This is a genomic window from Rhodothermales bacterium (assembly GCA_040221055.1).
GTDB lineage: Bacteria > Bacteroidota > Rhodothermia > Rhodothermales > UBA10348 > 1-14-0-65-60-17.
Genome location: JAVJVN010000018.1, coordinates 128,409 through 151,189, shown reverse-complemented (window position 1 = coordinate 151,189; position 22,781 = coordinate 128,409). Strand labels below are relative to the sequence as shown.

At 63.1% G+C, this 22,781-nt stretch carries 17 protein-coding genes; 10 read left to right on the top strand and 7 right to left on the bottom strand.

Annotation, left to right across the window (positions count from 1 at the left end):
• Nucleotides 1-6: 6 nt before the first annotated feature.
• Together RIE53_11725 and RIE53_11720 are read right to left on the bottom strand one after the other, a co-directional pair.
• Complete coding sequence (locus RIE53_11725) at nt 7-2,673, bottom strand: zinc-dependent metalloprotease (protein MEQ9105351.1); 2,667 nt, start codon at nt 2,671-2,673, stop codon at nt 7-9.
• A gap of 239 nt (nt 2,674-2,912) precedes the next feature.
• The gene (locus tag RIE53_11720; protein ID MEQ9105350.1) at nt 2,913-5,678 is read right to left on the bottom strand and encodes a TonB-dependent receptor; all 2,766 of its coding nucleotides are present in this window, start codon (nt 5,676-5,678) and stop codon (nt 2,913-2,915) included.
• A 57-nt stretch (nt 5,679-5,735) separates the two neighbouring features.
• On the opposite strand from RIE53_11720, the gene RIE53_11715 reads away from it, so the two are divergent.
• Genes RIE53_11715 through RIE53_11690 form a run of 6 tightly spaced genes read left to right on the top strand, consistent with a single transcriptional unit; the run spans nt 5,736 to nt 11,891 of the window.
• Nucleotides 5,736-7,049: an MATE family efflux transporter gene (locus RIE53_11715; GenBank protein ID MEQ9105349.1), complete on the top strand. Its 1,314-nt coding sequence runs from the start codon at nt 5,736-5,738 to the stop codon at nt 7,047-7,049.
• 60 nt (nt 7,050-7,109) lie between these two features.
• Complete coding sequence (locus tag RIE53_11710; protein ID MEQ9105348.1) at nt 7,110-7,559, top strand: hypothetical protein; 450 nt, start codon at nt 7,110-7,112, stop codon at nt 7,557-7,559.
• A 38-nt stretch (nt 7,560-7,597) separates the two neighbouring features.
• Entirely contained in the window at nt 7,598-8,728 is a 1,131-nt protein-coding gene (locus RIE53_11705) for a hypothetical protein (protein MEQ9105347.1), read from the top strand.
• 8 nt (nt 8,729-8,736) lie between these two features.
• The gene (locus RIE53_11700) at nt 8,737-9,954 is read left to right on the top strand and encodes a thioredoxin domain-containing protein (GenBank protein ID MEQ9105346.1); all 1,218 of its coding nucleotides are present in this window, start codon (nt 8,737-8,739) and stop codon (nt 9,952-9,954) included.
• A complete protein-coding gene (locus tag RIE53_11695) occupies nt 9,951-10,421 on the top strand; it encodes a PH domain-containing protein (protein ID MEQ9105345.1) in 471 nt (156 codons plus the stop codon). Before RIE53_11700 ends, RIE53_11695 begins: the two co-directional genes overlap by 4 nt.
• Complete coding sequence (locus tag RIE53_11690) at nt 10,422-11,891, top strand: PH domain-containing protein (protein MEQ9105344.1); 1,470 nt, start codon at nt 10,422-10,424, stop codon at nt 11,889-11,891.
• On the opposite strand, the gene RIE53_11685 is transcribed toward RIE53_11690, so the two are convergent.
• Complete coding sequence (locus RIE53_11685; GenBank protein ID MEQ9105343.1) at nt 11,842-12,615, bottom strand: hypothetical protein; 774 nt, start codon at nt 12,613-12,615, stop codon at nt 11,842-11,844. The two genes, RIE53_11690 and RIE53_11685, sit on opposite strands and share 50 nt — an antisense overlap.
• Before the next feature lie 73 nt (nt 12,616-12,688).
• Between RIE53_11685 and malQ the strand changes: the two genes are divergently transcribed.
• Nucleotides 12,689-14,221, top strand: coding sequence for a 4-alpha-glucanotransferase (malQ, locus tag RIE53_11680; GenBank protein ID MEQ9105342.1), 1,533 nt, complete (start codon nt 12,689-12,691; stop codon nt 14,219-14,221).
• Here malQ and glgX read toward each other — a convergent pair.
• A complete protein-coding gene (gene glgX, locus RIE53_11675) occupies nt 14,181-16,277 on the bottom strand; it encodes a glycogen debranching protein GlgX (protein MEQ9105341.1) in 2,097 nt (698 codons plus the stop codon). The genes malQ and glgX overlap by 41 nt on opposite strands.
• Nucleotides 16,278-16,382: 105 nt before the next feature.
• Here glgX and glgB point away from each other — a divergent pair, with 105 nt between their 5' ends.
• From glgB to RIE53_11660, 3 genes are all read left to right on the top strand, one after another.
• Nucleotides 16,383-18,299, top strand: a complete 1,917-nt coding sequence (gene glgB / locus RIE53_11670; GenBank protein MEQ9105340.1) for a 1,4-alpha-glucan branching protein GlgB — start codon at nt 16,383-16,385, stop codon at nt 18,297-18,299.
• Nucleotides 18,300-18,697: 398 nt separating this feature from the next.
• Nucleotides 18,698-19,000: a helix-turn-helix transcriptional regulator gene (locus RIE53_11665; GenBank protein MEQ9105339.1), complete on the top strand. Its 303-nt coding sequence runs from the start codon at nt 18,698-18,700 to the stop codon at nt 18,998-19,000.
• A gap of 4 nt (nt 19,001-19,004) precedes the next feature.
• Complete coding sequence (locus tag RIE53_11660) at nt 19,005-19,217, top strand: AbrB/MazE/SpoVT family DNA-binding domain-containing protein (GenBank protein MEQ9105338.1); 213 nt, start codon at nt 19,005-19,007, stop codon at nt 19,215-19,217.
• A 272-nt stretch (nt 19,218-19,489) separates the two neighbouring features.
• Here the strand turns inward: RIE53_11660 and RIE53_11655 are convergent, their stop codons facing one another.
• From RIE53_11655 to RIE53_11645, 3 genes are all read right to left on the bottom strand, one after another.
• Nucleotides 19,490-20,422: a TIM barrel protein gene (locus RIE53_11655; protein ID MEQ9105337.1), complete on the bottom strand. Its 933-nt coding sequence runs from the start codon at nt 20,420-20,422 to the stop codon at nt 19,490-19,492.
• Nucleotides 20,419-21,243: an FAD:protein FMN transferase gene (locus tag RIE53_11650; protein MEQ9105336.1), complete on the bottom strand. Its 825-nt coding sequence runs from the start codon at nt 21,241-21,243 to the stop codon at nt 20,419-20,421. Before RIE53_11650 ends, RIE53_11655 begins: the two co-directional genes overlap by 4 nt.
• A gap of 149 nt (nt 21,244-21,392) precedes the next feature.
• The gene (locus tag RIE53_11645) at nt 21,393-22,748 is read right to left on the bottom strand and encodes a Gfo/Idh/MocA family oxidoreductase (protein ID MEQ9105335.1); all 1,356 of its coding nucleotides are present in this window, start codon (nt 22,746-22,748) and stop codon (nt 21,393-21,395) included.
• Nucleotides 22,749-22,781: the final 33 nt, after the last annotated feature.

Below are 22,781 nucleotides of genomic sequence, written 5' to 3'. Positions count from 1 at the left end.
CGCGGCTTACTCCGCGTCCCTGACCCGGTCGATGTTGAACGCAGCTTCCACGCGTGAAGCCAGTTCCAGCACGTGGGCACGGTCCATCCGGTCGGAAGCCGTCGTCGAGGCCAGCCGCTCACCGAGTTCTGTCAGGTCCAGGCGGGCCAGCGCGCGCGCCTCATCCGGGGCATTGGGCACGAAGGGCGACGGACGGAGGTTGTTCATGATGCCCGACAGGTGGTCCACGTAGGCCAGCTGCAGGTTCCGCTGGAAGCGGTCCAGTCCCGTGAACTGGCCGAAGACCGCCCGGTTGACGTCTGAGAACAACTCGTTCACGGTGTACGGATCGTCCTGGCGCAGGTCGGCATTGATCATCCGGCTCATGCGGTTGCGATCGGTGAGTACAGCCAGGGCCGACATCTGCAGGTTCTGGACCGACTCGTAGATCGGAAGGTCGTAGCGGGACACTCCGAATCCGGAATTCCAGTCGTCGGTCCGGCTGGGCGGTACTTTGTTCAGCAGGTCCTGGGATACCGGCAGGGTGGACGTGTCGAGGGCATTCGACAGGATGTACTGCACGGCGGCGCGTTGTTCGGCGCCCGGCACCGGCGTCAGCGGCATCCGGCCGTTCGGATCACCCTTGTGATCCCGCGCGAAGTGCGTGCCGCCCACCAGTTTGGCCACATTCGAGTACTGACGGAATTGCGTGAACAGGAGTCCGTTCACGGATCCGCGCAACCGGTGGTAGGCATCGTTGTCATCCAGCAACCGGTCCTCGATGACCGGCCAGATTTGCTGGACCAGCTGCCGCTGATCCTCCGAATAGGCCATGGGGTCGGAGGACAGGTCCCAGACACTGGTGAGCGGATCCTGGCCGAAGCCGTCACCGTCCGTGTTGTAGGCGTGCATGGGGTTGGCCGCCTGGCGGGCGATTTCCGCCGCACGCGTCGCGTCGGGCGTGTACCCGTAGGAAATGGCCCAGACGTCATACGAGCCCACCTCCATGTTCACATAATCACCCTGGGCATCCCGGTCCGGGTTGATGTTCGTTCCGGCATAATCCATGACCGAAAGCGTCAGGCCGTTCTCGGTGGTGAATTCCGGATCCTGGATGCGGTCGTACGGAATGGATCCGGATCCCCGGAAGTTGTGACGAAGGCCGAGCGTGTGACCGACCTCGTGATAGACCAGGTCCCGCAGGGCCGGACCGTAGTACTCCTCGGGCACTTCACCCACCGGGTCCAGCACGCCGTCCGCCATGAGCGTGGTGCCAAGCAGGCCCATCTCGAATTGCTTGCCCCACGCGGCCATGCAGAAGCGGTCCCGTTCGGTCGAGGACAGCAGGTGCATCTGGTTTTCCAGTTCCTGGATCCTGTTCAACATGCCGTTCGGGCCGACCAGATCCTGCCACTCATCGCCCCAACCGGCCATGAAGGTTGCCGACAGCAGGATGTCGGCATTCAGGATTTCGCCGGTGCGGGGGTCGGTCTGCGAGGGGCCGATGGCATAGCCCATCTGATGCGCCGCACTCCACCGGACGGTCGAGTAGCGCACATCCTCGGCGCTCCACGTGGAATCGTCCGGGGCTTCCTTGGCGATGATGGCGTTGGAGAATCCGGCAGCCTCGTAGGCCTTCTGCCAGCCTTCAATGCCTTCCTTGACCCATTTCCGGTATTCGTGGGGGACCGTCCGGTCGATGAAGTAGACAATGGGCTGTACGGGATCGGAGACGGCGGCCGACGGGTCCTTCTTGACCAGACGCCACCGGTTCACGTACTGATCCATCTGATCCACCTGGCGGTCGCGCGAAAAATTCCGCTGCGCATCCGTGAAGTATCCAACCCGGTCATCGGCCATGCGCCGTGGCATGGGATCTTCCGGCAAGGCAAAGAAGGAGTATCGAACGCCCACCGGGATGGATGAGCGGTCCGAGACGCCAGCTGACGTCGTGATGGATGCCCCGTTCGGCTTGAACGTCAGCATGGCATCGATTTCCACGTTCTTCGGGAAGGCCATGGCGTGGTCCACATAGGAGCGGGACTTGTCGAACATCACCGGTCGTCCGGCGAAATACGGTTTGATGCGCTCGGTCAGATCCATGTAATCCGAGACCACGAACGAAGAGAAGTCCAGCAGGAGGGCCTTCGTCGTGTCGTGCTCACTCTGGATGGGGAATGCCGCGACAATGGAGTGTCCGACGTTCTCGTCCAATGATGCGCGAAGGGGGGACCCGTCGTCGGCCGTAAACAGCGTGTTCATGTGGCGCAGATAGACGGTGTCTCCGACGCGCTCGAAGCGGAACATGCGCGTATCGGTCAGATACAGGCCGTCGTGGATGTCAAAAACGCCTGTTCCACGCGAGAAGTGGCTGACGAATCCGAAATCCATACCGAGTTGTGCCGGCTGGACTTCGATGTACAGGGTGCGGTCCCGTTTCAGATGCAGGTTGAACATCCCGTGGATGGCGCGCGAGTCTTTCGTGACCTCTGCCCAGGGCTTGAACGGGTTGTCTTTCTTCGCAGCGGCTGCGGCTGCTGCGGCGGAAGCAGACGCCGCGGCCGCGGATCCGCTACCCGCCCCGGACGAGCCGGAGGTTTTCGATGCGGTCAGGGCAGGATCGCCCACATTGACAGTGGTGCAGGATGCCAGCAGGAGCATGGCACCGACGAAAAAGGGAAGTGTCCTCAGCATGAGCTCGGCGGTGTTGGATAGATGGAACGAGCAGTATACCGTAAGGACGGGGAAAACGCATGAGGGTTGCCCCGTTGAGAATGCAGGCGTGGATTGGCGCCCTGGCGGCACCCTCCGTGATGGGGTCTGGCGGTGCGTATTTTCGGACCTACGTGCACGGTATTGAATTGTATAAACCGTCGGGATAAGAGTGCGCGTCTGAGGCCGAAAATGCGCACCGCCGGACCCACAACACAACCTCAGAACTCGTGTGTCAACCGCAGCACCCCGACCCGCCCCAGCTCCGGCACGAACACGAACTCCCGGTGCCGGTTGTCCAGCACGTTCTGGACCGTCAGGTTGGCCCGCGTGCGCCCCCGGAACGTGTACGTTATGGCCGTATCCATCACGAAGAAGGCGTCGACCATGCCCTCGTAAACGTCTGACTTCACACGGAAACCGTCCACGTAGCGCAGGCGGGCGTTGGTCGAGAACGATCGCCAGTCCCACGACACCTGGCCGCCCATCTTGTGCCGGGGCGCGTTCAGGGACAGGTCGTACTCGCCCGGAAACCAGTTTTCCGATACGTGGGAGTACATGAGGCCCAGGCGCAACGAGCGGCTCAAGAACAGAAGCAGATTCATGTCCGCGCCCCACAGGTCCAGGTCGCCGAAGTTCTGGCGGACCAGCAGCACGGCGGTCGGATCGTAGGCCTCGGCGGCGCTGACCGTCCCGAACGGAATGGCCGACGCCACGCCCGTCGAAATCAGGAACGCCGCTTCCTGGGCCGGATTGCCATCCCCGTTGCCGACCAGCGGCAGGGTGTCGAGGGGGAGGAGGGCGGCGCGAGCCTCGGCGTTCGAGGGATCCTGCAGGGCCAGTCCGAGCGCCGCATCCAGCTCCCGTTTGAGCGAAGCGGACTCCAGGAATACGTTGGGTGTGCCGACCACGAACGGCCCCAGGAAATTCCGGACGTTCGAGTAGTAAAGGTCGATCTGGGCAATGAGTCCGCGGCCGAGCAGGCCCTTGTATCCGAGTTCGACGGTGCGCGTGCGGGTCACGTCGAGCGTCGAAAAGTCCCGGGCATCCGATACGGGCTGGAAGGCCTGCGCATTCAAGTCCAGGAGTTGCAGGGAATTCCGCACGTTCTGGACGGTGGTCGGGAGGATGCGCTCCAACGCCGCGCTCACGCCGGCCGCGCTGCCCGCAGGTATCTGGCCGAGCTGCTCGAGGTTGTCCGCAAGCCCCGCGACGCTCGATGCGCGCGCAACCTCCCACATGACGTTCGTGAACACAGGGTCGTTCAGGTCAATCCAGTCCGCTTCGCGGAGTCCGCGGGGATCCAGTCGGGCGAAGGGCGATCGGAATCGGGGTTGTCCATTGGCCGAACGGACCACGGAGAATCCGTCCACCATGCCCTGCACCCGAAGGTTGGTTTCCGGGCGGAATCCCAGCAGTGGCTCCATGCGCCCGAGCGTGAAGACGTCCCGGAGGCCGAGCACGTCCGAAAACAGGTCGTTCGGCTTCGGTGTGGCGAAGGCCAGGTTCCACGTGGCGCGCAGCGTGTGGGCGCCAGCTGGTTTGAAGACCAGCGCGGCCCGGGGCGAGAACGTGATCCGCTCAAGGTGATTGTGATGGTCCAGCCGGGCGGCGCCCACGACCTGCAAACGGCGCGTCACTTGGGTTTCGGTCTGCGCATAGAGCCCGATTTCCCGCGTGTTGTCGCGGTCCTCGTTGCGGCCGTTGACCGTGCCTTCGCCCTCGGGCATGGTCAGGAAGAGATCGGCGCCCCAGGTGAGGTGGTGGCGCTCTCCGACGGGCAGATGGTGTTGCACTTGCAGCACATTCAGTCGGGACTTGTCCAGGAACGCCTCGCCGGTTCGCAGGAAGTACGAGTCGCCGCTGTTCATCCGGTTGGAATACGCTTGAGCAAAGAACCGCCCTTGCGTGAACCGCAGCTGTCCGTAGGCCAGACGAGCCCCGTTCACCTGGGCCGCTCCAGTGGGCGTGATTTCAACGTTCGTGCCCCGTGTCAGCCCCCCGTTCAGGATGAGGGACATTCCAGGCCGCGGCCGGAAATCCACGCGGCCGCTGAGGGCCAGGTTCTTGACGCCGAAATCCCGGGGGACGACTTCCAGCGGATCGGTGAACTCGAAATCCCGGCCGGAATAGTACTGGGCCGATGCCTTCCAGGCCCAACGTGAGCCCAGCCGCGCGGCGTATCGGACGGACGCCAGCATGACGTCCTGCTGTCCACCCGCGACACTCACCGCAGCGCCCGGCGCATCGAACGGAGAACGCGTCATCATGTGCACCACGCCGTTGGCGGCATTCGGGCCGTAGAGCGCCGATGCGGGCCCCGAGACCACCTCGATCTGCTCCATGTCGCCATCAATCAGCGGGATGAGCTGCATGGCGGTCAGGCGGACCGACGGCGCGCGGGCAATCCGGTGGTCCACGAGGGTCAGCAGGGAGCTGGCCAGATTGTCGTTGAAGCCCCGGATGACCACGCGCGACTGATTCAGTCCGGTATTGATGATGTCCACGCCCGGAACGGAGGACAGATGGGTCGATGCCGTGAGCGCCGTGCGGGATTGCAGCTCCCGGGGTTCCAGGATGGTGACGGCGGCAGGCGCGTCCAGCACGCGCTCCGGACGGCGGGATGCCGATACCGTGATGGGATTCACGCGGACGCTTCCCGGCGCGAGGCGGATGACAAGAGGCGGGCCGCCCGTGGATACGGAATCGGACCACGTTTCGTACCCGATGTAGGTGGCCGTCACGCGGTAGCGACCGGCCGGCAGCGGCACGCGGAACGCCCCGTCGAGGTTTGTGGCAGCACCGGCTATGGAGTCACCGCCGAGCGTCTCCACACGGACATTCGCTCCCGCAAGCGGGAGGCCCGATGCCGCATCCACCACCTGGCCCGACACGGATGCTGTCGTCTGGCCCTGTCCGACGGCCACGCCCGGTACGAGGAGCATCATCCAGATCCAGAACCATCGTACCTTCTGTGCGGCGTTCATGTCGGCGTGGGCTGAGTGGGCGTTGATGCATGTTCGGGAATCATCCGCAGAAAATCCATGTCCCGCGATCATCCCTTCCGTGAGCGCCCGCACCGGACGCTGGTCGGGCTCTCCCTGCCGGTCCTGCTCTCGCTGGTCGCCGAGCCGCTGACCGGCCTGGTGGATACGGCGTTCGTGTCGCGCCTGGGATCCGTCCAGCTGGCTGCGCTGGGTGTGGGAACGATGGCCCTGTCGGCCATTTTCTGGGGGTTCAACTTTCTGGGCATAGGGACGCAAACCGATGTGGCGCAGGCGGATGGTCGCGGGGACGAGGGCGAGCGGGCCGCGGTGACCGTGCAAGCGCTCGCGGTCGGATTCGTATTGGGCACAGTGGCCGCGCTCCTTCTGTGGCCTCTGACCCCTGCCATTGTGCGCCTGCTGGGCGCCCACGGCGAAATTGCGGACGCCGCCATCCACTACACGACCATCCGGTGGATGGGGGCCCCGGCCATCGTGCTCACGGTGGCGGGATTCGGGGTGCTCCGGGGCCGTCAGAACATGCGTGTCCCGCTCTGGATTGCCCTCGGACTGAATGCCGTGAACATCGGGCTGGATGCGTGGCTCATTCCCGAGCACGGCATTGCGGGGGCAGCGTGGGCCACGGTCGCCGCGCAATGGGCGGGGGCGGTGGCGGTCCTGGTCGCCACGCTCAGGGATCTGGGGGCACGGCCGGCGCTGGCGGCGCACCGCATCCGCCGCCTGTTCCGTGTGGGGCGGGATATTGTGTTGAGGACGGCGCTGCTTACCGCCTTCCTGGTCGTCACCACGCGCGAGGCCACCCGGATTGGTGCCGATGCCGGGGCGGCGCATCAAGCCATCCGGCAATTCTGGATTTTCACGGCCCTGTTCCTGGATGCGTTCGCGATTGCGGGGCAAAGCCTGATCGGTTATTTCGTGGACGACCGGGAGCAGGCCCGGAAGGTGGCCGTCGTGGTGCTCATCTGGTCGTTCGGGTTCGGGCTCGTCCTGGCCCTTGGCATGTGGATGGGCGAGGGGCTGGTGGCCCGGATGCTCGTCCCCGAGAATGCGTTGGTCCTGTTTTCGGCCGCCTGGCTGCCTGCGCTGCTGTTCCAGCCGTTGAACGCATTGGCGTTCGGCACGGACGGCATCCACTGGGGCACGGCAGACTTCGTGTGGCTGCGCAACGCCACGGCGGTGGCCACGCTGGTGGGGGTGGTTGTCCTGTATGCCGTGCCCGCGCTGTCGCTGACCACCATCTGGTGGGTAACGGGACTGTGGATCCTGGTGCGGGTCATCTTCGGCATGGGGCGGATATGGCCGGGTTCGCGGAATGCGCCGTTGGGGAGTGTTGCCTATCTTCCAGCCGATTGAACGCGCCCGGAATATGCCGGGCGTCCCTCGCTATTCTTGCCAACGCAGCCTCCTGTCCGAATGCCCACACCCCACTACCAGCGCGTCAAGGAATTCATGCAGAAAGCCGGCCAGGCGACGCCGGAAGGAGCCGTTGAGCCGGACGCCGAAACCCGCATCCTGCGCGCGAAACTCATCCTGGAAGAAGCGCTGGAAACCGTGGAAGCGCTCGGCGTGCGCGTGCACGCCAACGGACATGAAATCCTGGAAGATGACTTGTCGTACGATGCAGAGGGCGAATTCGACCTCGAAATGGTGGTCGACGGATGCGCCGATATCTCGGTGGTCACCATAGGTACGTTGATTGCCATTGGTGTGGACGACGAGCCGGTCCTGCAGGAAGTGGATTCCGCCAACCTGCGCAAGTTCGGAGCCGGCGGCTATCGCCGGGACGACGGCAAATGGATGAAGCCACCGGACTGGACCGCCCCGGACATCATGGGCGCGGTCGATCTGGGGTACGGACGGTGAGGCTGCTTCTGCTGATCGGGTTGGTCGCCTGCGCCTCCGTGCAAGCCACAGCCGCGCAGGGGATGCGGAAAGCCGCAGACCTGCAGACGGTAGCCCTGCCCGCCGGAGAGACCGCCATGGCGCCGTTCCTGGCGACGTCGGCCGACGGAACCGTGTATCTGTCGTGGCTGGAGCGTGAGGAGGGCATGACCCGGATGCGAATGTCCACGCGGAAAGCGGGTGAATCCTCCGGTTGGACGCCGCCTGAAACGATTTCCGAGGGCACCGACTGGTTCGTGAACTGGGCCGATGTCCCGTCCGTGACCGTCGCCGATGACGGCACGGTGCTTGCGCACTGGCTGCAGCGCCTGGGCGACGGGCGGTACGCCTACGGCATACAATACGCGGTCCGACGACCCGATGGTACCTGGACCGCGCCGGCGTGGCTCCACGAGGACCGGTCCGAGACCGAACACGGATTCCTGAGTGCGGTCTGGGATGGCCATGCGTTCGTGGCCACCTGGCTCGACGGTGCCGGCTACGGTGCCGGCCGGGGCGAAATGGAAGTCCACACCCGCTCCATTGCCCGGGACGGTGCGTTGGGCCCTGAAACCGTACTGGATTCCCGCGCGTGCGATTGTTGCCCGACGAGCATGGTCCGTACCCGGGAAGGCGCCGTGGTGGCCGCCTGGCGTGACCGCTCGGAAGGGGAAGTCCGGGATATTGTCCGCGCGGCCCGCTTGGCCGATGGAGCCTGGTCCGAACCGGAGCCGGTCCACGACGACGGATGGATGATCAATGCCTGTCCGGTGAATGGCCCCTCGCTTGCGGTGCACGGCAATTCGACCGGTGTGGCGTGGTTCACAGCGGCCGGCGGAGAGCCTGCCGTGCTGGCCCGTGTAGGCACGGGTCCGGTTGTCCGGATCGATTCCGGGAAACCGGCAGGGCGCGTGGCCTCGTACATGACATCGGATACCGAAATGGTTGTGGTCTGGCTGGAAAGTGGCCTGAAGATGCGCAGCCTGCGTGCAGATGGAACGCTTGCCGTGTCTTGGCAGTTGGCCGAGGCATCGGATGCGCGTGCTACCGGCTATCCGAGAGTGGCACCGTACGGACCGGACCGATTGCTTGTTGTTTGGACGCAGGAGGGACTCTCTGCGCTGACCGTTCCCCTTACCTTGAACCCTTGACCCGAATCATGACTGCACGATCCAGAAAATCCAGGGAAATCCAGCCTGAATTCAACCAGAAAGCCCTCTGGGTGGCGGCCATTTTTGCCATCATCGGGGCCGCATTGGCGCTCTACGCCACCAACATGACGTTCAAGATTTCGTCCCAGGGTCTTGTGGAGGCCAGCGGATGTTCCCTGAACGATCTGGTGAACTGCGATGTGGCCAGCGCCTCGAGCTATGCGCGCATGCTGGGTGTGCCGGTGGCCTGGTGGGGATTTCTGTTTTACGCATTCGCCGGACTTTCGGCCATTTTCGGCGCGACGGCCAAGAGCCGATCGGGCGCGGGCCCCTTCCTTGCTGGCGCATTGCTGCTTTCCTTCGGTGCCATCCTGTTCACGTTCGTCAAGGCCTACCACCTCTATGAATTGGGGGTCGTTTGCCTGGTCTGCATCGGGATGTATGTGGCCAACTTCGGGACCGCCATTGCACTCGGTGTCGGCATGGGCTATCCACCACAGAAGTGGGGGGCGTTCGTCGGCGATTGGATAAAAGGCCTGCAGGGACAGACGGACGGTCTCCGGTTCGATCCGGCCATCGTGAAAGTCGGTGTGGCCGCTATCGTCGTGTTCGGCATCGGCTACGCGGGCGCCATCAACCACGAGCGGGACATAACCGGTACCACCGGATTCGACATGTCGGCCGCCCTCGATGCCCACTTCCGGCAGACGCCGGTGGACATTCCGGTGCCGGACCGCGCTCCGCTTTGGGGCACGCCGGATGCACCGGTGACCCTGGTTGAATTCGCTGACTTCCAGTGCCCGGCCTGTCGGGTATCGGCCTTCCACCTGCGTCCGGCGCTGTTTGAATTCCGCGATCAGGTACAATTCCGCTTCATGAATTACCCGCTGGACATGCACGTGCACGCCGACAATGCAGCCCGTGCCGGCGTCTGTGCGGAACGCTTCGGGGATTTCTGGGACTACCACGATCGCGTATTCCGGGACCAGGTCCAGTTGAATGGCCGGCTCTTCCCCCAGATAGCCGAGGACATGGGCTGGGACGCGCGGGAGTTCGCCGAGTGCATGGTGAGCGATGAAGTCGGGGAGCAGGTCCGTGCCGATCGCGCGACGGGTGAGCAGATCCGGGTGAACGCGACGCCGACGCTGTACATCAACGGCCGCCGCGTGGCCTATTGGAGCAACACGGCGTTCATCCACGAAATCCTGAAACGGGAATTGGGATGATGCATCCCCTGGAGCCGGCCATCGTCAAGGTCTGGCGGATCAAGTCCGGGATCTGGGCGGGCGTCGTGGCCGTGGGAGTCATTGTCTGGGACATCCTGAACTTTTTCGATGCCGATCGCGTCGTTCCGTTCGGGGTCTGGCCCGCCGTGGCCATACTGGTCGGCGGGGGATTGGTCATATGGGGCACGCGGTGGCGCTACCGCTACTGGAAGTACGTACTCCAGGACGAGGAATTGTTGTTGGAGCGGGGCGTATTCAATCGCATCCGGACCATCGTTCCACTGAAACGCATCCAACATATCGACGTCTCGCAAGACGTATTTGAGCGGGAGTTTGACTTGGGTAAACTGATCGTGCACACGGCAGGAACGAAAAGCAGTGAGGTCGTTGTGCCGGGATTGCACATTGAAACTGCCGAGCATCTCAGGGACACCATGAAGGCATTCATTGTGGACGAGGCCCTGTAGGTGGACGGCAGGCGACTTCATCCCCTGACCCTGGTACTCCGGTTTGTCACCTCACTGCCGGCATTGGTGTTCATCCTGTTGCCGGTCATCATGGGTGGTGCCGACGCGGTGACCTGGTTCAACCTGTCCATTGCGGTCCTGTACGGCATTGTTGTCCTGCCGTGGATAGCGGTCTTCTATCTTCGATTCCGGTATTGGATAACGGACCGGGAGGTCATCATCCATTCGGGCGTGCTCACGCGACGTCGGCGCAACATTCCGATTGAGCGCATCCAGAACATCGATATCGAGCAGGGGCTGCTCAGCCGGATGCTGGGCACGGCCAAGGTGGCCATCTACACCGCGGGGGGGTCCCAGGCCGAAGGCGTACTGGAGTTTGTCCTGTTGGGCGAGGCCCAGGATATCCGGGCCGTCATCCGGGAGAAGCAGAAAGACCTGGTGGAAGAGGATTCGGCCACGTCCGGGATGTTCGATGCCCCCGTCGACGGCGATGGCCATGGAACGCCGGTTCGGCCAGCCCTGTTCGACATGTCTCCACGTCAGGTTGCACTGGCCGGGGCATTCCGGTTCTCGCTGCTCTACCTGGCCGCGATCTACTCGGTCCTGCAGTACATCAATCCTGATCCGACCATCCTCCTGGAGAATGCCCTCAGAGGCCCGCTGAAGCCGCTGCGGGCCGAAATCGAGGCGTCTCCGTGGTTTGCCGGTCTGGCTGCCTTCCTGACGGCGGTCCTGCTCGGCTGGTTGTCCGGGGTGCTGTTGACCATCAACAAATACCACGGCTTCCGGCTGGAACGCGACGGTCGCAAATTGCATCGTCGCCATGGACTCCTGACACGGACCGAGGGGACCATTCCGCTCCGTCGCGTGCAGACCTACATTGTCCGGACGAACCCGCTCATGCGCAAATTCGGATGGTTCCGTCTGGAGCTCCAGACCATCGGGATGGACACGCGGGAGGCGGGATTCCATGTGGCCGTGCCCTTCGGGCGGGCCAGTGATGTGGTCCATGTGCTGAACGACGTGGCAGATCCGCTGGGCTCGACGTGGGAGCAACTCGAATGGCAGCCGGTCTCACCGCTGACGACGCGTCGATTCCTCGTCCGGTGGGGGCTGTTCATTGTCGTGGCGAGCGGCAGCGTGGGCTGGTTCTGGACGCCGGCCCTGTGGGCGCTGGCCGTGTTACCGCTTCTGTTTCCGCTCGCGGCCGCCCGCTTCCGCAACATGGGTTGGGCGCGCACGGATGACGTATTCGCCGTTCGACGGGGCATCCTCGGCAAGCACACCTGGCTCATTCCCGTGCACAAGTTGCAGACGATTTCCCTGAATGCCACGTGGTTCCAGCGGCGCCTGGGCCTGGAGACCCTCTACGTGGATACGGCCGGAGCGAGCGAGGTCTCACCGGCCATCCTGGTGGATGTCACGCGTCCGGTGGGTGAACGTCTGATGGCGGATCTGTACGCTCCCTGAGCGAACACAACCCGAGGTACAACACCACAGGGACGGTCTTGCGGCGTGCCGGACCCTGCAGGTCGATGGCCGTCCAACCGATGGACAGCGTCCAGGCGGCAGGACCGATCCAGCTTACCCACCACGGCATGCGTGCCACAAGGAACGAGAACAACCGGCCGGCCAATTGATGGCCGATGATCCGGGCGATCGTTCCGAAAATCACCGTCTGGATGAGTCCCTGGACCACGATCACGTTGAAGGCCTCAATGAGCACGGGAAGCGCAAAAACCCCGGCCGAACGCGCCAGGAAAGCCTGCGCCTTTTCCCGATCCACACCGAGATCCTCCAGCATTTGCTGCTGGGCCTCCGGGGGCAGGTTGGCGAACGCGGCGGTTGCGTGATCCGTGGCCAATTGCTCGACCATCTCCCGGTCGGTACCGAGTGCGGGTGCCTCCACCTTCAGTGTGGAGGCCGCATCCCGGATGATTTCCGGGAAGGGGACGCCGCCTTCGCTTCCGGTCAGGCTTCGGAAGGCATACATGAGATCGGAACTGCCCAGGTATCGGAACTCCTTTTCAAAGTGGGCTTCGAGGGCGGACCGGTTTTCCGGCGTATCGGCTGCCTCGAGCGCTGCTGTCAACTGCTCCAGACGCGTATCGTCCGTCAAATTGAAGGGGCTCTCCAGGATACCGGCCATGAACCGGTAGTCTGCGGGATGAAGAATGGACAGAAGTTCGCGCATGGATCCGGTTACGCCAGCGTTCGGGAGATTGTTACGACGTAACTTGCCGCTGCAATTGAAACTGATGAAAAGGATGTCCGAACGCCGAGCCAGCGGGCTTCTGCTGCACATCACGTCACTGCCTGGTGCGTACGGCACCGGCGATATGGGTCCGGAAGCCTATCGGTTTGCGGACTTCCTCCAGCAGGCCGGCCAGACGCTCTGGCAGGTCCTGCCCATTGTTCCGACCGGATACGGCTATTCGCCCTATGCCGCTCCGTCGACGTTTGCGGGCAACCCGCTGTTCATATCCCCGGAACTGCTCGTTGAAGAGGGGTTGTTGGATCCGCACGAGGTCCCGGAATTCCTCCGGGACCACGTGGATTTTCCGCGGGTCGAATCGTTCAAGGCCAGCCTCCTGGAGCAGGCCTGGATCCGGTTCAGGGACGGGCAGGGAAGTCCTGGTGAGCACGCTGCCTTTCATTCCTTCTGCTCCCGGAATGCGTTCTGGCTCGACGATTACGCCCTTTTCGAGGCCTTGAAGCAGGAGCACGACCTCCGGGAATGGACGTCCTGGCCCAAACCCCTCGCCATGCGGGATGCCGAGGCGCTCGCCGCCGCCCGGGAACGCCATGCAGACCGGATGGACATGTACCGCTTCTGGCAATACCTGTTCGACGCCCAGTGGCGTCGGTTGAAGGCGTATTGCAACGAGCGTCAGATCCGCATTTTCGGAGACCTCCCCATTTACGTGGCCCAGGACTCGGCCGACGTGTGGGCGAACAAGGACCTGTTCCACCTGGACGCGGATGGGCGGGCCACCGTCGTCTCGGGTGTGCCCCCGGATTACTTTTCAACGACGGGTCAGCGTTGGGGAAACCCCATCTACCGCTGGGATCGGATGAAGGCATCCGACTACGCGTGGTGGGCGGCCCGGATGGCCCGGATCTTCGACCTCGTGGATCTGGTCCGGCTCGATCATTTCCGCGGGTTCGAGGCCTTCTGGGAAGTGCCGGCATCCGAACCGACCGCGGTCAACGGTACGTGGCAACAGGGCCCGGGTGCCGACCTGTTCCATGCGTTGCAGCGTCAGTTGGGCCCGCTACCCCTCATCGCGGAGAATCTGGGCGTGATTACCGAAGGCGTGACCGACCTCATGACCGAGTTCGGGTTTCCCGGGATGGCCATCCTGCAGTTCGCCTTTGATTCCGGCCCCGAGAACGAATTCCTGCCGCACAATTACCGGGAACCCTTGGTCGCCTATACGGGAACGCACGACAACGACACGTTCATGGGCTGGTGGCATCATACCCGCAGCACGCAGGATGCGGGCGTCGTCGCCCAGGCCAAATCCTACGCGCGCGACTACCTGGACCTGGATTGTCATCCGGAAGATGCGCTCCACGAACGGGCCGTACGCTCCCTCATGGCATCCGTTGCACGCTACGTGGTGACGCCCGTGCAGGATGTGCTGGGACTCGGCGGAGAGGCCCGCATGAACACGCCGGGACTGGATTCCGGAAACTGGGGCTGGCGGATGCGCCCCGATGCCCTCACGGACGAACACGCCCGCTGGCTGGGCGGGATCACCCGTCTTTTCGGGCGTGCTCCGCAGCACGGAGAATGACCACGCACGGTCCGGCAAGCGATACTGCCGTGTCCTCCGCGAACACCTGACCTTCTTGCAGGCAGTCGCCTCCGTTCAGGACGGTCCATGTGGAACCGAATGGTGGCAACCGGTACGCCTGCTCGTCCGGTGGTTCGTGGAAGAAGATCAGCAGGGTGGCATCGGAAACCGTTGAACCGTCGTTCGCCCGGTCTTCCATCCGGTCGCCGAACAGGATGAGTCCCACGGTGTGCCGGCGGCCTTCCTGCCAGTCGGGCGTTTCCATGGTGCGTCCATCCGGATGCCACCAGGCGGCCTGGTCCGAACCGTTCAGGAACGATTGCCTCCGGAGGGAGGGATGGGCTCGCCGCAGCGCAATCATCCGCTGCACGAACCGGAGAAATGCGCGATCGCGTTCCGTCAGGTCCCAGTCGAACCACGTAGTGGGATTGTCCTGGCAGTAAGCGTTGTTGTTGCCGAATTGCGTGCGACCCAACTCGTCGCCGCCCAGCAACATGGGTACGCCCTGCGATACGAAGAGTGTGGCCAGCAGGCTCATCTTCAGCCGGTCCCGCCGGTCCAGGATGTCCGTACGCTTTGTCGGACCTTCCGTGCCGCAATTCGTACTGAAGTTCGGCTCGTGCCCGTCGCGGTTGTCTTCCATGTTCGGAAGGTTGTGCTTCCTGGACCAACTCACCAGATCCTCCAGTGTGAATCCGTCATGGGCGGTCACGAAGTTGATGGACGCGAAGGGACGACGGCCGGAGTTGGCGTACAGGTCGCTGCTGCCGGCCACGCGCGTGGCGAACTCGCCGAGCCGGTAGGGATCGCCGCGCCAGAACTGGCGCACGGAGTCGCGGTATTTGCCGTTCCACTCGGTCCACTGCCAGGGAAACGACCCCACCTGGTAACCGCCCGGTCCTACATCCCAGGGTTCGGCAATCAGCTTCACCTGGCCGAGGACGGGATCCTGCTGGATGACCTTGAAGAAACTGCCCAGCATGTCGACTTCATACAGGTCCCTGGCAAGGGAGGAGGCCAGGTCGAACCGGAAGCCGTCCACATGCATGATATCCACCCAATACCGGAGACTGTCCGTAATCAATTGCAGCACAAACGGATTGCCGGCATCGAGCGTGTTTCCCGTTCCGGTGAAATCGGCCAGATAGCGCGGATTTCCGGGTTGCTCCTTGTAGTAGTGCGCATTGTCCAGCCCCCGGAAGGAGAGATGCGGACCAAGCCGGCTGCCTTCGCCCGTGTGGTTGTACACGACGTCCACGATGACCTCGAATCCCCGGCTGTGGAGCGTCCGGACCATGGTCTTGAATTCGTGGTCGGCACGCGCCGGATTGCAGGCATACGTGGGTTCAGGCGCAAAAAACGCCAGGGGATTGTACCCCCAGTAGTTGGTCATCCCCATGTCATGCAAGCGCCGCTCCGGAATCTTGGCGCTGACCGGCTGCAACTGCACCGTGGTCACGCCGAGTGCCGTCAGGTGGTCCAGGATGGGCTCTGAACACAACCCCAGGTACGTTCCCCGCAGCGCTTCCGGAACGTCCGGGTGCTGCATGGTCATGCCCCGTACATGCGTCTCGTAGATGATGGTGTCCTTCCAAGGCACGGTCGGGCAGGCGTCGCCCATCCAGTCGAATGCTTCGTCTGTGACCTGGCCCAGGGCAGCCACGTGGGCGCTGTCCACGGTACTGAAGGTCCGGTCATCCCCGGTGGCCATGTCGTATCCGAAAAGGGCGTCGTCCCACCATGGACGCCGGCCCACCAACCGCGTGTAGGGGTCCAACAGGACCTTGTTCGCATTGAACCGGTGGCCTTCTTCCGGCCGGTACGGTCCATCCACCCGGTAGCCGTAGAGTTGTCCGGGGCCCACGTCGGGGACAAACACGTGCCACACCGGACCATGCCGATCCACGACCGGAATGGTCCGGTCGGGCTCGAACAGGACGAGGGAGACGGCCGTCGCGGAACGGGAGTACAGGGAGAAGTTCGTGCCGTTGCCGTGCCAGGTGGCACCGAGCGGAAAGGGACGGCCGGGAGGATATGTCCCGGAGGAATGGGTCAAAACGGAATTCGGGTTCAGGATGGGAGGCGAAGATACGGCCCATACCGTAGTTTCGGATGCCTTCTTCACCCAACCTGTGAGCCAAACGTGCCACGTGCCTCCGTCATGGAACTCCACCAGTGGGGAAACGGCCGCCTGATGGCCGCCCACCGCACGTTCGGAGCGCTTCCGAATGCCAGTGGAACCTGGTTCCGGGTGTGGGCACCACGGGCCGATGCCGTGAGCCTCATCGGGGACTTCAACGGATGGGATCCGACTGCGCATCCCATGCGTGCCGTTGGGGAGGGCATGTCCCGTTCCTGGGAGGTGTACGTGCGGAGCGCGCGCCCGGGGGCCAAATACAAGTACCGGGTCCACCGGTTCGGGCATTTCGTGGACAAGGCCGACCCGTTTGCCTACGAGATGGAACCTCCAGCGCCCGGTGGCAGCGCCACCAGCGGCATGGCGGCCATCGTGCCGTACCTCGGTTTCGATTGGACCGACCAGGCCTGGATGCGCACCCGCAACGGTCCTCGCGACCTTTCCGCGCCCGTCTCCATCTACGAAGTGCATCTCGGGTCCTGGCGCCGCCATGAGGACGGTCGTCCGTTGACCTACCGGGAGTTGGCCGCGCCGCTCGTCGAGCATGTCCGGGACATGGGGTTCACCCACGTTGAACTCATGCCGGTCCTGGAGCATCCGTTCTACGGGAGTTGGGGATATCAGGTGACCGGCTACTTTGCCCCGACCAGCCGCTACGGCACCCCCACGGACTTCAAATATCTCGTCAACCAGCTGCACGAGGCCGGAATCGGGGTCCTGCTGGACTGGGTGCCCGCCCATTTCGCGACGGATCCGCAGTGCCTGGTGGCCTTCGACGGCGAGCCGCTCTATGAATACACCGACCCGGTCATGCGGCATCATCCCGATTGGGGGACGTACGTATTCGATTACACCCGTCCCCAGGTGCGGAATTTCCTGCTCTCGAACGCCCTGTTCTGGCTGGACGAATACCATATTGACGGGCTCCGGTTCGACGCCGTCGCCTCCATGATCTACCGGGATTATTCCAGGACCACGTGGACGCCCAACCAGTTCGGCGGACGGGAGAACCTGGAAGCGGTGGAGTTGCTGAAGACGGTGAACGAAGTCGTCTTTTCCAGCTTCCCGGACGTCATGATGATCGCCGAGGAGTCCACGGCGTGGCCCGGCGTTTCGCATCCCACATACAGGAACGGGCTCGGCTTCCTGTACAAATGGAACATGGGATGGATGCACGATACCCTGCAGTTCTTCCGCCGCGATCCGGTGCACCGCAAGCATCATTTCCACGATTTCACGTTTCCGCTGGTCTACGCGTGGTCCGAGAACTACGTCCTTGCGCTCTCCCACGACGAAGTGGTACACGGAAAAGGATCCCTGTTCGGGAAGATGCCGGGCGACGATTGGCAAAAGGCAGCCAATATCCGGTTGATGCTGGCCCACCAGTTCGGCCATCCCGGGAAGAAATTGCTGTTCATGGGCATGGAATTCGGGCAGGGGCGCGAGTGGAGCCACGATCGGGGGCTCGACTGGTGGCTGCTGGATGCGGACGATGCGCCCGCCGTGGGCTTGCACTCGGGCATCCTGGCGTGGGTACGCGCGCTGAATGCGCTCTACCGGGATTCGGGCGCCCTGCACGACGATGCGCCCGACTCCTTCGAATGGATTGAGGCGAACGACACCGCCAACACGGTGGCCGCCTACGTGCGGAAGGGCGCTGGTGGGTCAAGCCGCTCAGGCGGCTCCGGCTCCCGCTCCGGCCAAACCCTTGTATTCGTATTCAATTTCACGCCCGTGCCGCGGCCCGGATACCGATTGGGCCTGCCGGAGGCGGGCGAGTGGACCGTTCTCCTGAACTCCGATGCCCCGGCGTTCGCCGGATCGGGGGCGGGACCCGTTACCGGTGCCCCCATCGCCGCGGCCGCCCCCGCCTCCCACGGGCGCCCGGCGTCCGTGCTGCTGGACCTGCCGCCGTTGGGCATGTTGGTGTTGATGATGTAGGGTACGCGACAGGAAGAAATGGGTCTATGTGGTATACCGAATACAATATGTCAGTAATGACATATCTTATCCATGAAACCACTATATTGGTTGTCCGGGGAAATTAAAACTCCCCCGTTTTCAGCCGACGCCAGATTGGAAGCAGGTTATCTGCTTAGATTGTTGCAAGGGGGAGATCGTATTGGTCTTCCGCAATCGAGGCCGATGCCCCAGATCAGTAAACGTTGTCATGAACTTCGAATTCAAGACAGAGACCAAACCTGGCGCATAGTCTATGCGATCGAACCAGATGCGATTGTCATCCTGGACGTTTTCGCTAAAAAGAGTGTTTCGACTCCCCAAAATGTGATTGTCAACGCCCAATCCAGGATACGACAGTACAGAAACCTGTAGAAATCATGGACAAGGAAAAGGCTGAACGACTCAAGGCGGCTGGATGGACGTCTGGCAATGCCTCGGAATTTCTTGGACTAACTCCCGAGGAGACAGAGTACATTGAGTTCAAAGCTGCCCTGGCACGGAAAGTGAAAGACTTGCGCCGCGAAAAAGGGTTGACCCAAGTGGAAGTTGCGAAGGCGCTCCGATCCAGTCAATCCCGAATCGCAAAAATCGAGGCCGCAGACTCGTCTGTCAGCACCGATTTGATGTTGAGATCCTTTTTTCTCCTGGGTGCAAAGCTAAAAGACATCCCACATGGATAGAGGCATGATAATGGTCCGAGTCAAAGTGTCTTCCACGAATCACGTCCTGATTCCTCAGGAAATACGGCAGTTCATGAACGTGCACGCCGGTCAGGAGGTCGATCTGATTGCCTTTGACAATCAGATTCAACTCGTACCCGCGAAGCCTCTGACAAAAATGAGGGGCTTCCTGAAAGGAATGGACACGACCATCGAGCGGGAGAAAGACCGTTCGTAGGTACTAGGGCCTGTTAACACTACGCCAGAGCCCGCTGACGGAGGCCAATTTGTTGTCCGCCAAGGCGGACGATCCGAAGTGTAGCAGCGTTACTCGAGGAGAGGACAACGCCGGTGGGCGCCAAATTGGCCCCGTCCCTTCGGGTAGCGTCGGAAATGGCGTTTCTCTGTGTTGCTCGTCACTCGAATGACGCTGCCATACTTCACTCCTCACGCCTTGATAAACGCCATTTCTGATAGCTACAGCGGGCTCAGGCGTAGTGTTAACAGGCCCTAGAACGCGTCGACCGTCCGGTATGCCTCCACCAGGCCCTGTTCGCCGGCTGCGCCCTCGCCCGCGACGCCGTGCTCCATGCCCATGATCCCGGAGAATCCCTTCGAGTGGATGTGCTTGAAGACGTTCCGGTAGTTGATTTCACCGGTTCCGGGCTCCTTCCGCCCCGGGTTGTCGCCAATCTGGAAGTAAGCGATTTCCTCCCACGCCCGGTCGATGTTCGGAATCAGGTTACCCTCGGTGATCTGCTGATGGTAGAGGTCATTCAGGATTTTGCAGGACGGGCTGTCCACGGCCCGGCAAATCTCGTAGGCCTGCGGGATCTTCGTCAGGAAGAGTCCCGGATGATCCCGGGGATTCAGCGGCTCGAGTACCATGACGAGGCCATGCGGCTCGAGTATTTCGGATGCGCGGCGTAGGGATTCCACGACGTTGGCGGTCTGGTAGCCCATATCGGAGCGCAGGTCGACATGTCCCGGGACGACCGTCATCCACGTGGCATTCACGCGCTTGGCAACCTCAATCGACTCCTGGATTTCCGTGAGGAATTGTTCGCGCCAGTCGTCGCGGCCACTGGCCAGGTTGGGCTCCCGCCAGAAAATGGTGTGGGCCACGAAGACGCCCATCCGGATACCAAGTCGGCCCATGGCTGCCGCAATGCGCTCCTGCTCGGCCACGCTGCGGCCCTTCATGCCGTTGTCCTCCCACGCGGTAAAGCCCTGTCCCGCGGCGAACTCCAGCTGATCCACCAGGTCGTCTCCGGCCGAATCGGCAAACATGCCGAAGTGGGGGGCATAGGCGAGGTTGAAATCCCGCGCGGCGTTGAATTCCCGTTGGCGGGGGGACGAAAAGGCGGCGTCCAGGGAAAATAGACCGGTGCTGGCTACCGCGGCCGCCGCGCTGCCCTTGGCAATGAAGGATCGTCTGTTCATGGATCGTCTTTGTGGGTGTTTGCGGTAATAATACGTGCCCTGAGAACCAAAAGCGCCGACGCATGGGCATCGGCCGTCATGGCATCGGGTGCCGCGTATTCAACCGTGGGGACATGGGTGGTGCCGTATCCGGTCTGTGGGTCGACCACGTGGGAATACCGGACGCCATCCGCCTCCAGGAAGCGGTAGGCATCTCCTGACACGGCCATGGCACCATTGGCAAGCAGCATGGTCCGGCCCCCGGGCAGGTCAATCAGCCAGCCTTCGCGGCCGGGAGGGGGCGCTCCGGCCACGATGTCCCCGCCGGCATCCACCAGCGCCCGATCGAATCCATGGGAACGAACTACGGCGAGCGCCTGGTCCGCAGCGTAGCCTTTCGCGATGCCGCCAAGGTCCAGCCGCGTGCCCGGGAGTTGAAGGCGGACCCGCCATTCACTGGTGCCCACGCCTGTGGAATCGAATTCAATGGATGCGTAACCCACGGTTGCGCGCGCGCGGGCGATGTCCGCAGGGTCCGGAAGCGTGTTCCGACGGATGGCCCGGCGCCAGATCCGCGTCAGTTGCCCCACGGTCACATCGAAAGCGCCGTCCGTCTCCTGCGAAACCTCCTGCGCCCGACGAAGGACCGTCCACAGGTCATCCGATACGCGCACGAACGTGTCCTGGCCCGCCGTGTCCGACAGCCGGTTCAGTTCACTCTCCGGCGCATAGTCGCTCAGGATGGCGTTCAGGGCATCCACCCGGGCAAACGCCGCATGGGCGGCCCGCTCGGCGGACAGGGAGTCGGACGCATACAGGACCACCCGGAAAAGCGTACCCATGTGGGGGGATTCAAATTCGAACCGCCATACGTCCGGTTCGGCCCTGGGTATAGACAGGTCATTGGCTGGTCCACATCCCGGCAGCAGGCCTGCGCTGACGAGAAGGACGGCCGTCAATGAACGGGCCAACCCGCCGCATCGCGCTGATCTCACACCACCACCGATACGCCCGGAACGGGTACGGGGTAGGCACCGTGGGCATCCGGCAGGACGGGCGGTGCCGCATCCCACGCGAACCGCTCCGGCATGAGGCTGACCTGCGAGTTCAGGGCCTCATCCCACTCGACCACGCGGCCGGAATAGGTGGCCATCCGGCCCAGGATGGAGGTCATGGTGGCTTCGGCACCCCGTTCCGCGTCGGCGAAAGCATACCGGCCGGCGGCAATCGCGGCGAAGAGTTCATCATGCTCCACCTGGTACGGATTGGGATCGTCCTTGCCCCGGTGCTTCCAGATGGTCGCGCCGTCCGGTCCGAGCAGCGTGCCTGGCTCCGGCGCCGAGCCGGCCGTCCCGTGGAAGGCCTCGGAAACGCGGTTCATGCAATCGGGCATGTGCCGGCACTGGCTCATCATGCGGCTGCCGTCGGCATACTCGAACTCCACGAAATGATGGTCGAAGATCTGCCCGGTATCGGGACCGGTGCGCACCTGGCGGCCGCCCTGTCCCTGCGCACGGACCGGCGGACCGTGCTTTACCCAGTTGCCGACATCGATGTTGTGGATGTGCTGCTCCACGATGTGGTCCCCGCACAGCCACGTGAAGTAGTACCAGTTGCGCATTTGATACTCCATTTCATTCCACTGCGGCTGTCGGGGACGCACCCAGACGCCACCGCTGTTCCAGTAGACCCTACCCAGCACCACATCCCCGATGGCACCGTCATGGATGCGGTCCACCCACTCGGTATACACGTTCTGATAGTGCCGTTGCAGGCCGACAACCACATTCAGCTGCTTCTCCTTGGCCTTCTGGGCGACTTCCAGGACCTTCCGGATGCCGGGCGCATCGGTAGCCACCGGTTTTTCCATGAAGACGTGCTTTCCCGCCTCGATGGCTGCCTCGAAGTGCATGGGGCGGAAGGCGGGCGGGGTCACCAGCAGGACCACATCCACGAGCGGCAGGACCTGCAGATACCCGTCGAATCCCGTGAACTTGTGCTCCTCGGGTACATCCACCCGGGAGGCAACCCGTTTGTTCTCGTCGGTTTCGTCCTGGGGATGCACCAGATTGTCATAACTCTCGTCCAGGCGGTCGCGGAACGCATCGGCCATGGCAACCAGTTTCACGTCCTGGGACGTGGCCAGGGCCTGGAAGGCGGCGCCCGTGCCGCGCCCACCGCATCCCACGAGTCCAATCCGGATGGCTGTGTCACCATCATTCCGACTGGCCATGGCCTGGGCGCCCGGTACGCGGGAAACCACGAGGCCACCGGCCACAGCTGCACCGGTCTTCAGGAATTCGCGGCGGTTGAACGGGGCGCCGGGGGTATTCAATTCGGATTTCATGGGCGAGTGGGGTTGAGTGACTGGAGTGGTCCG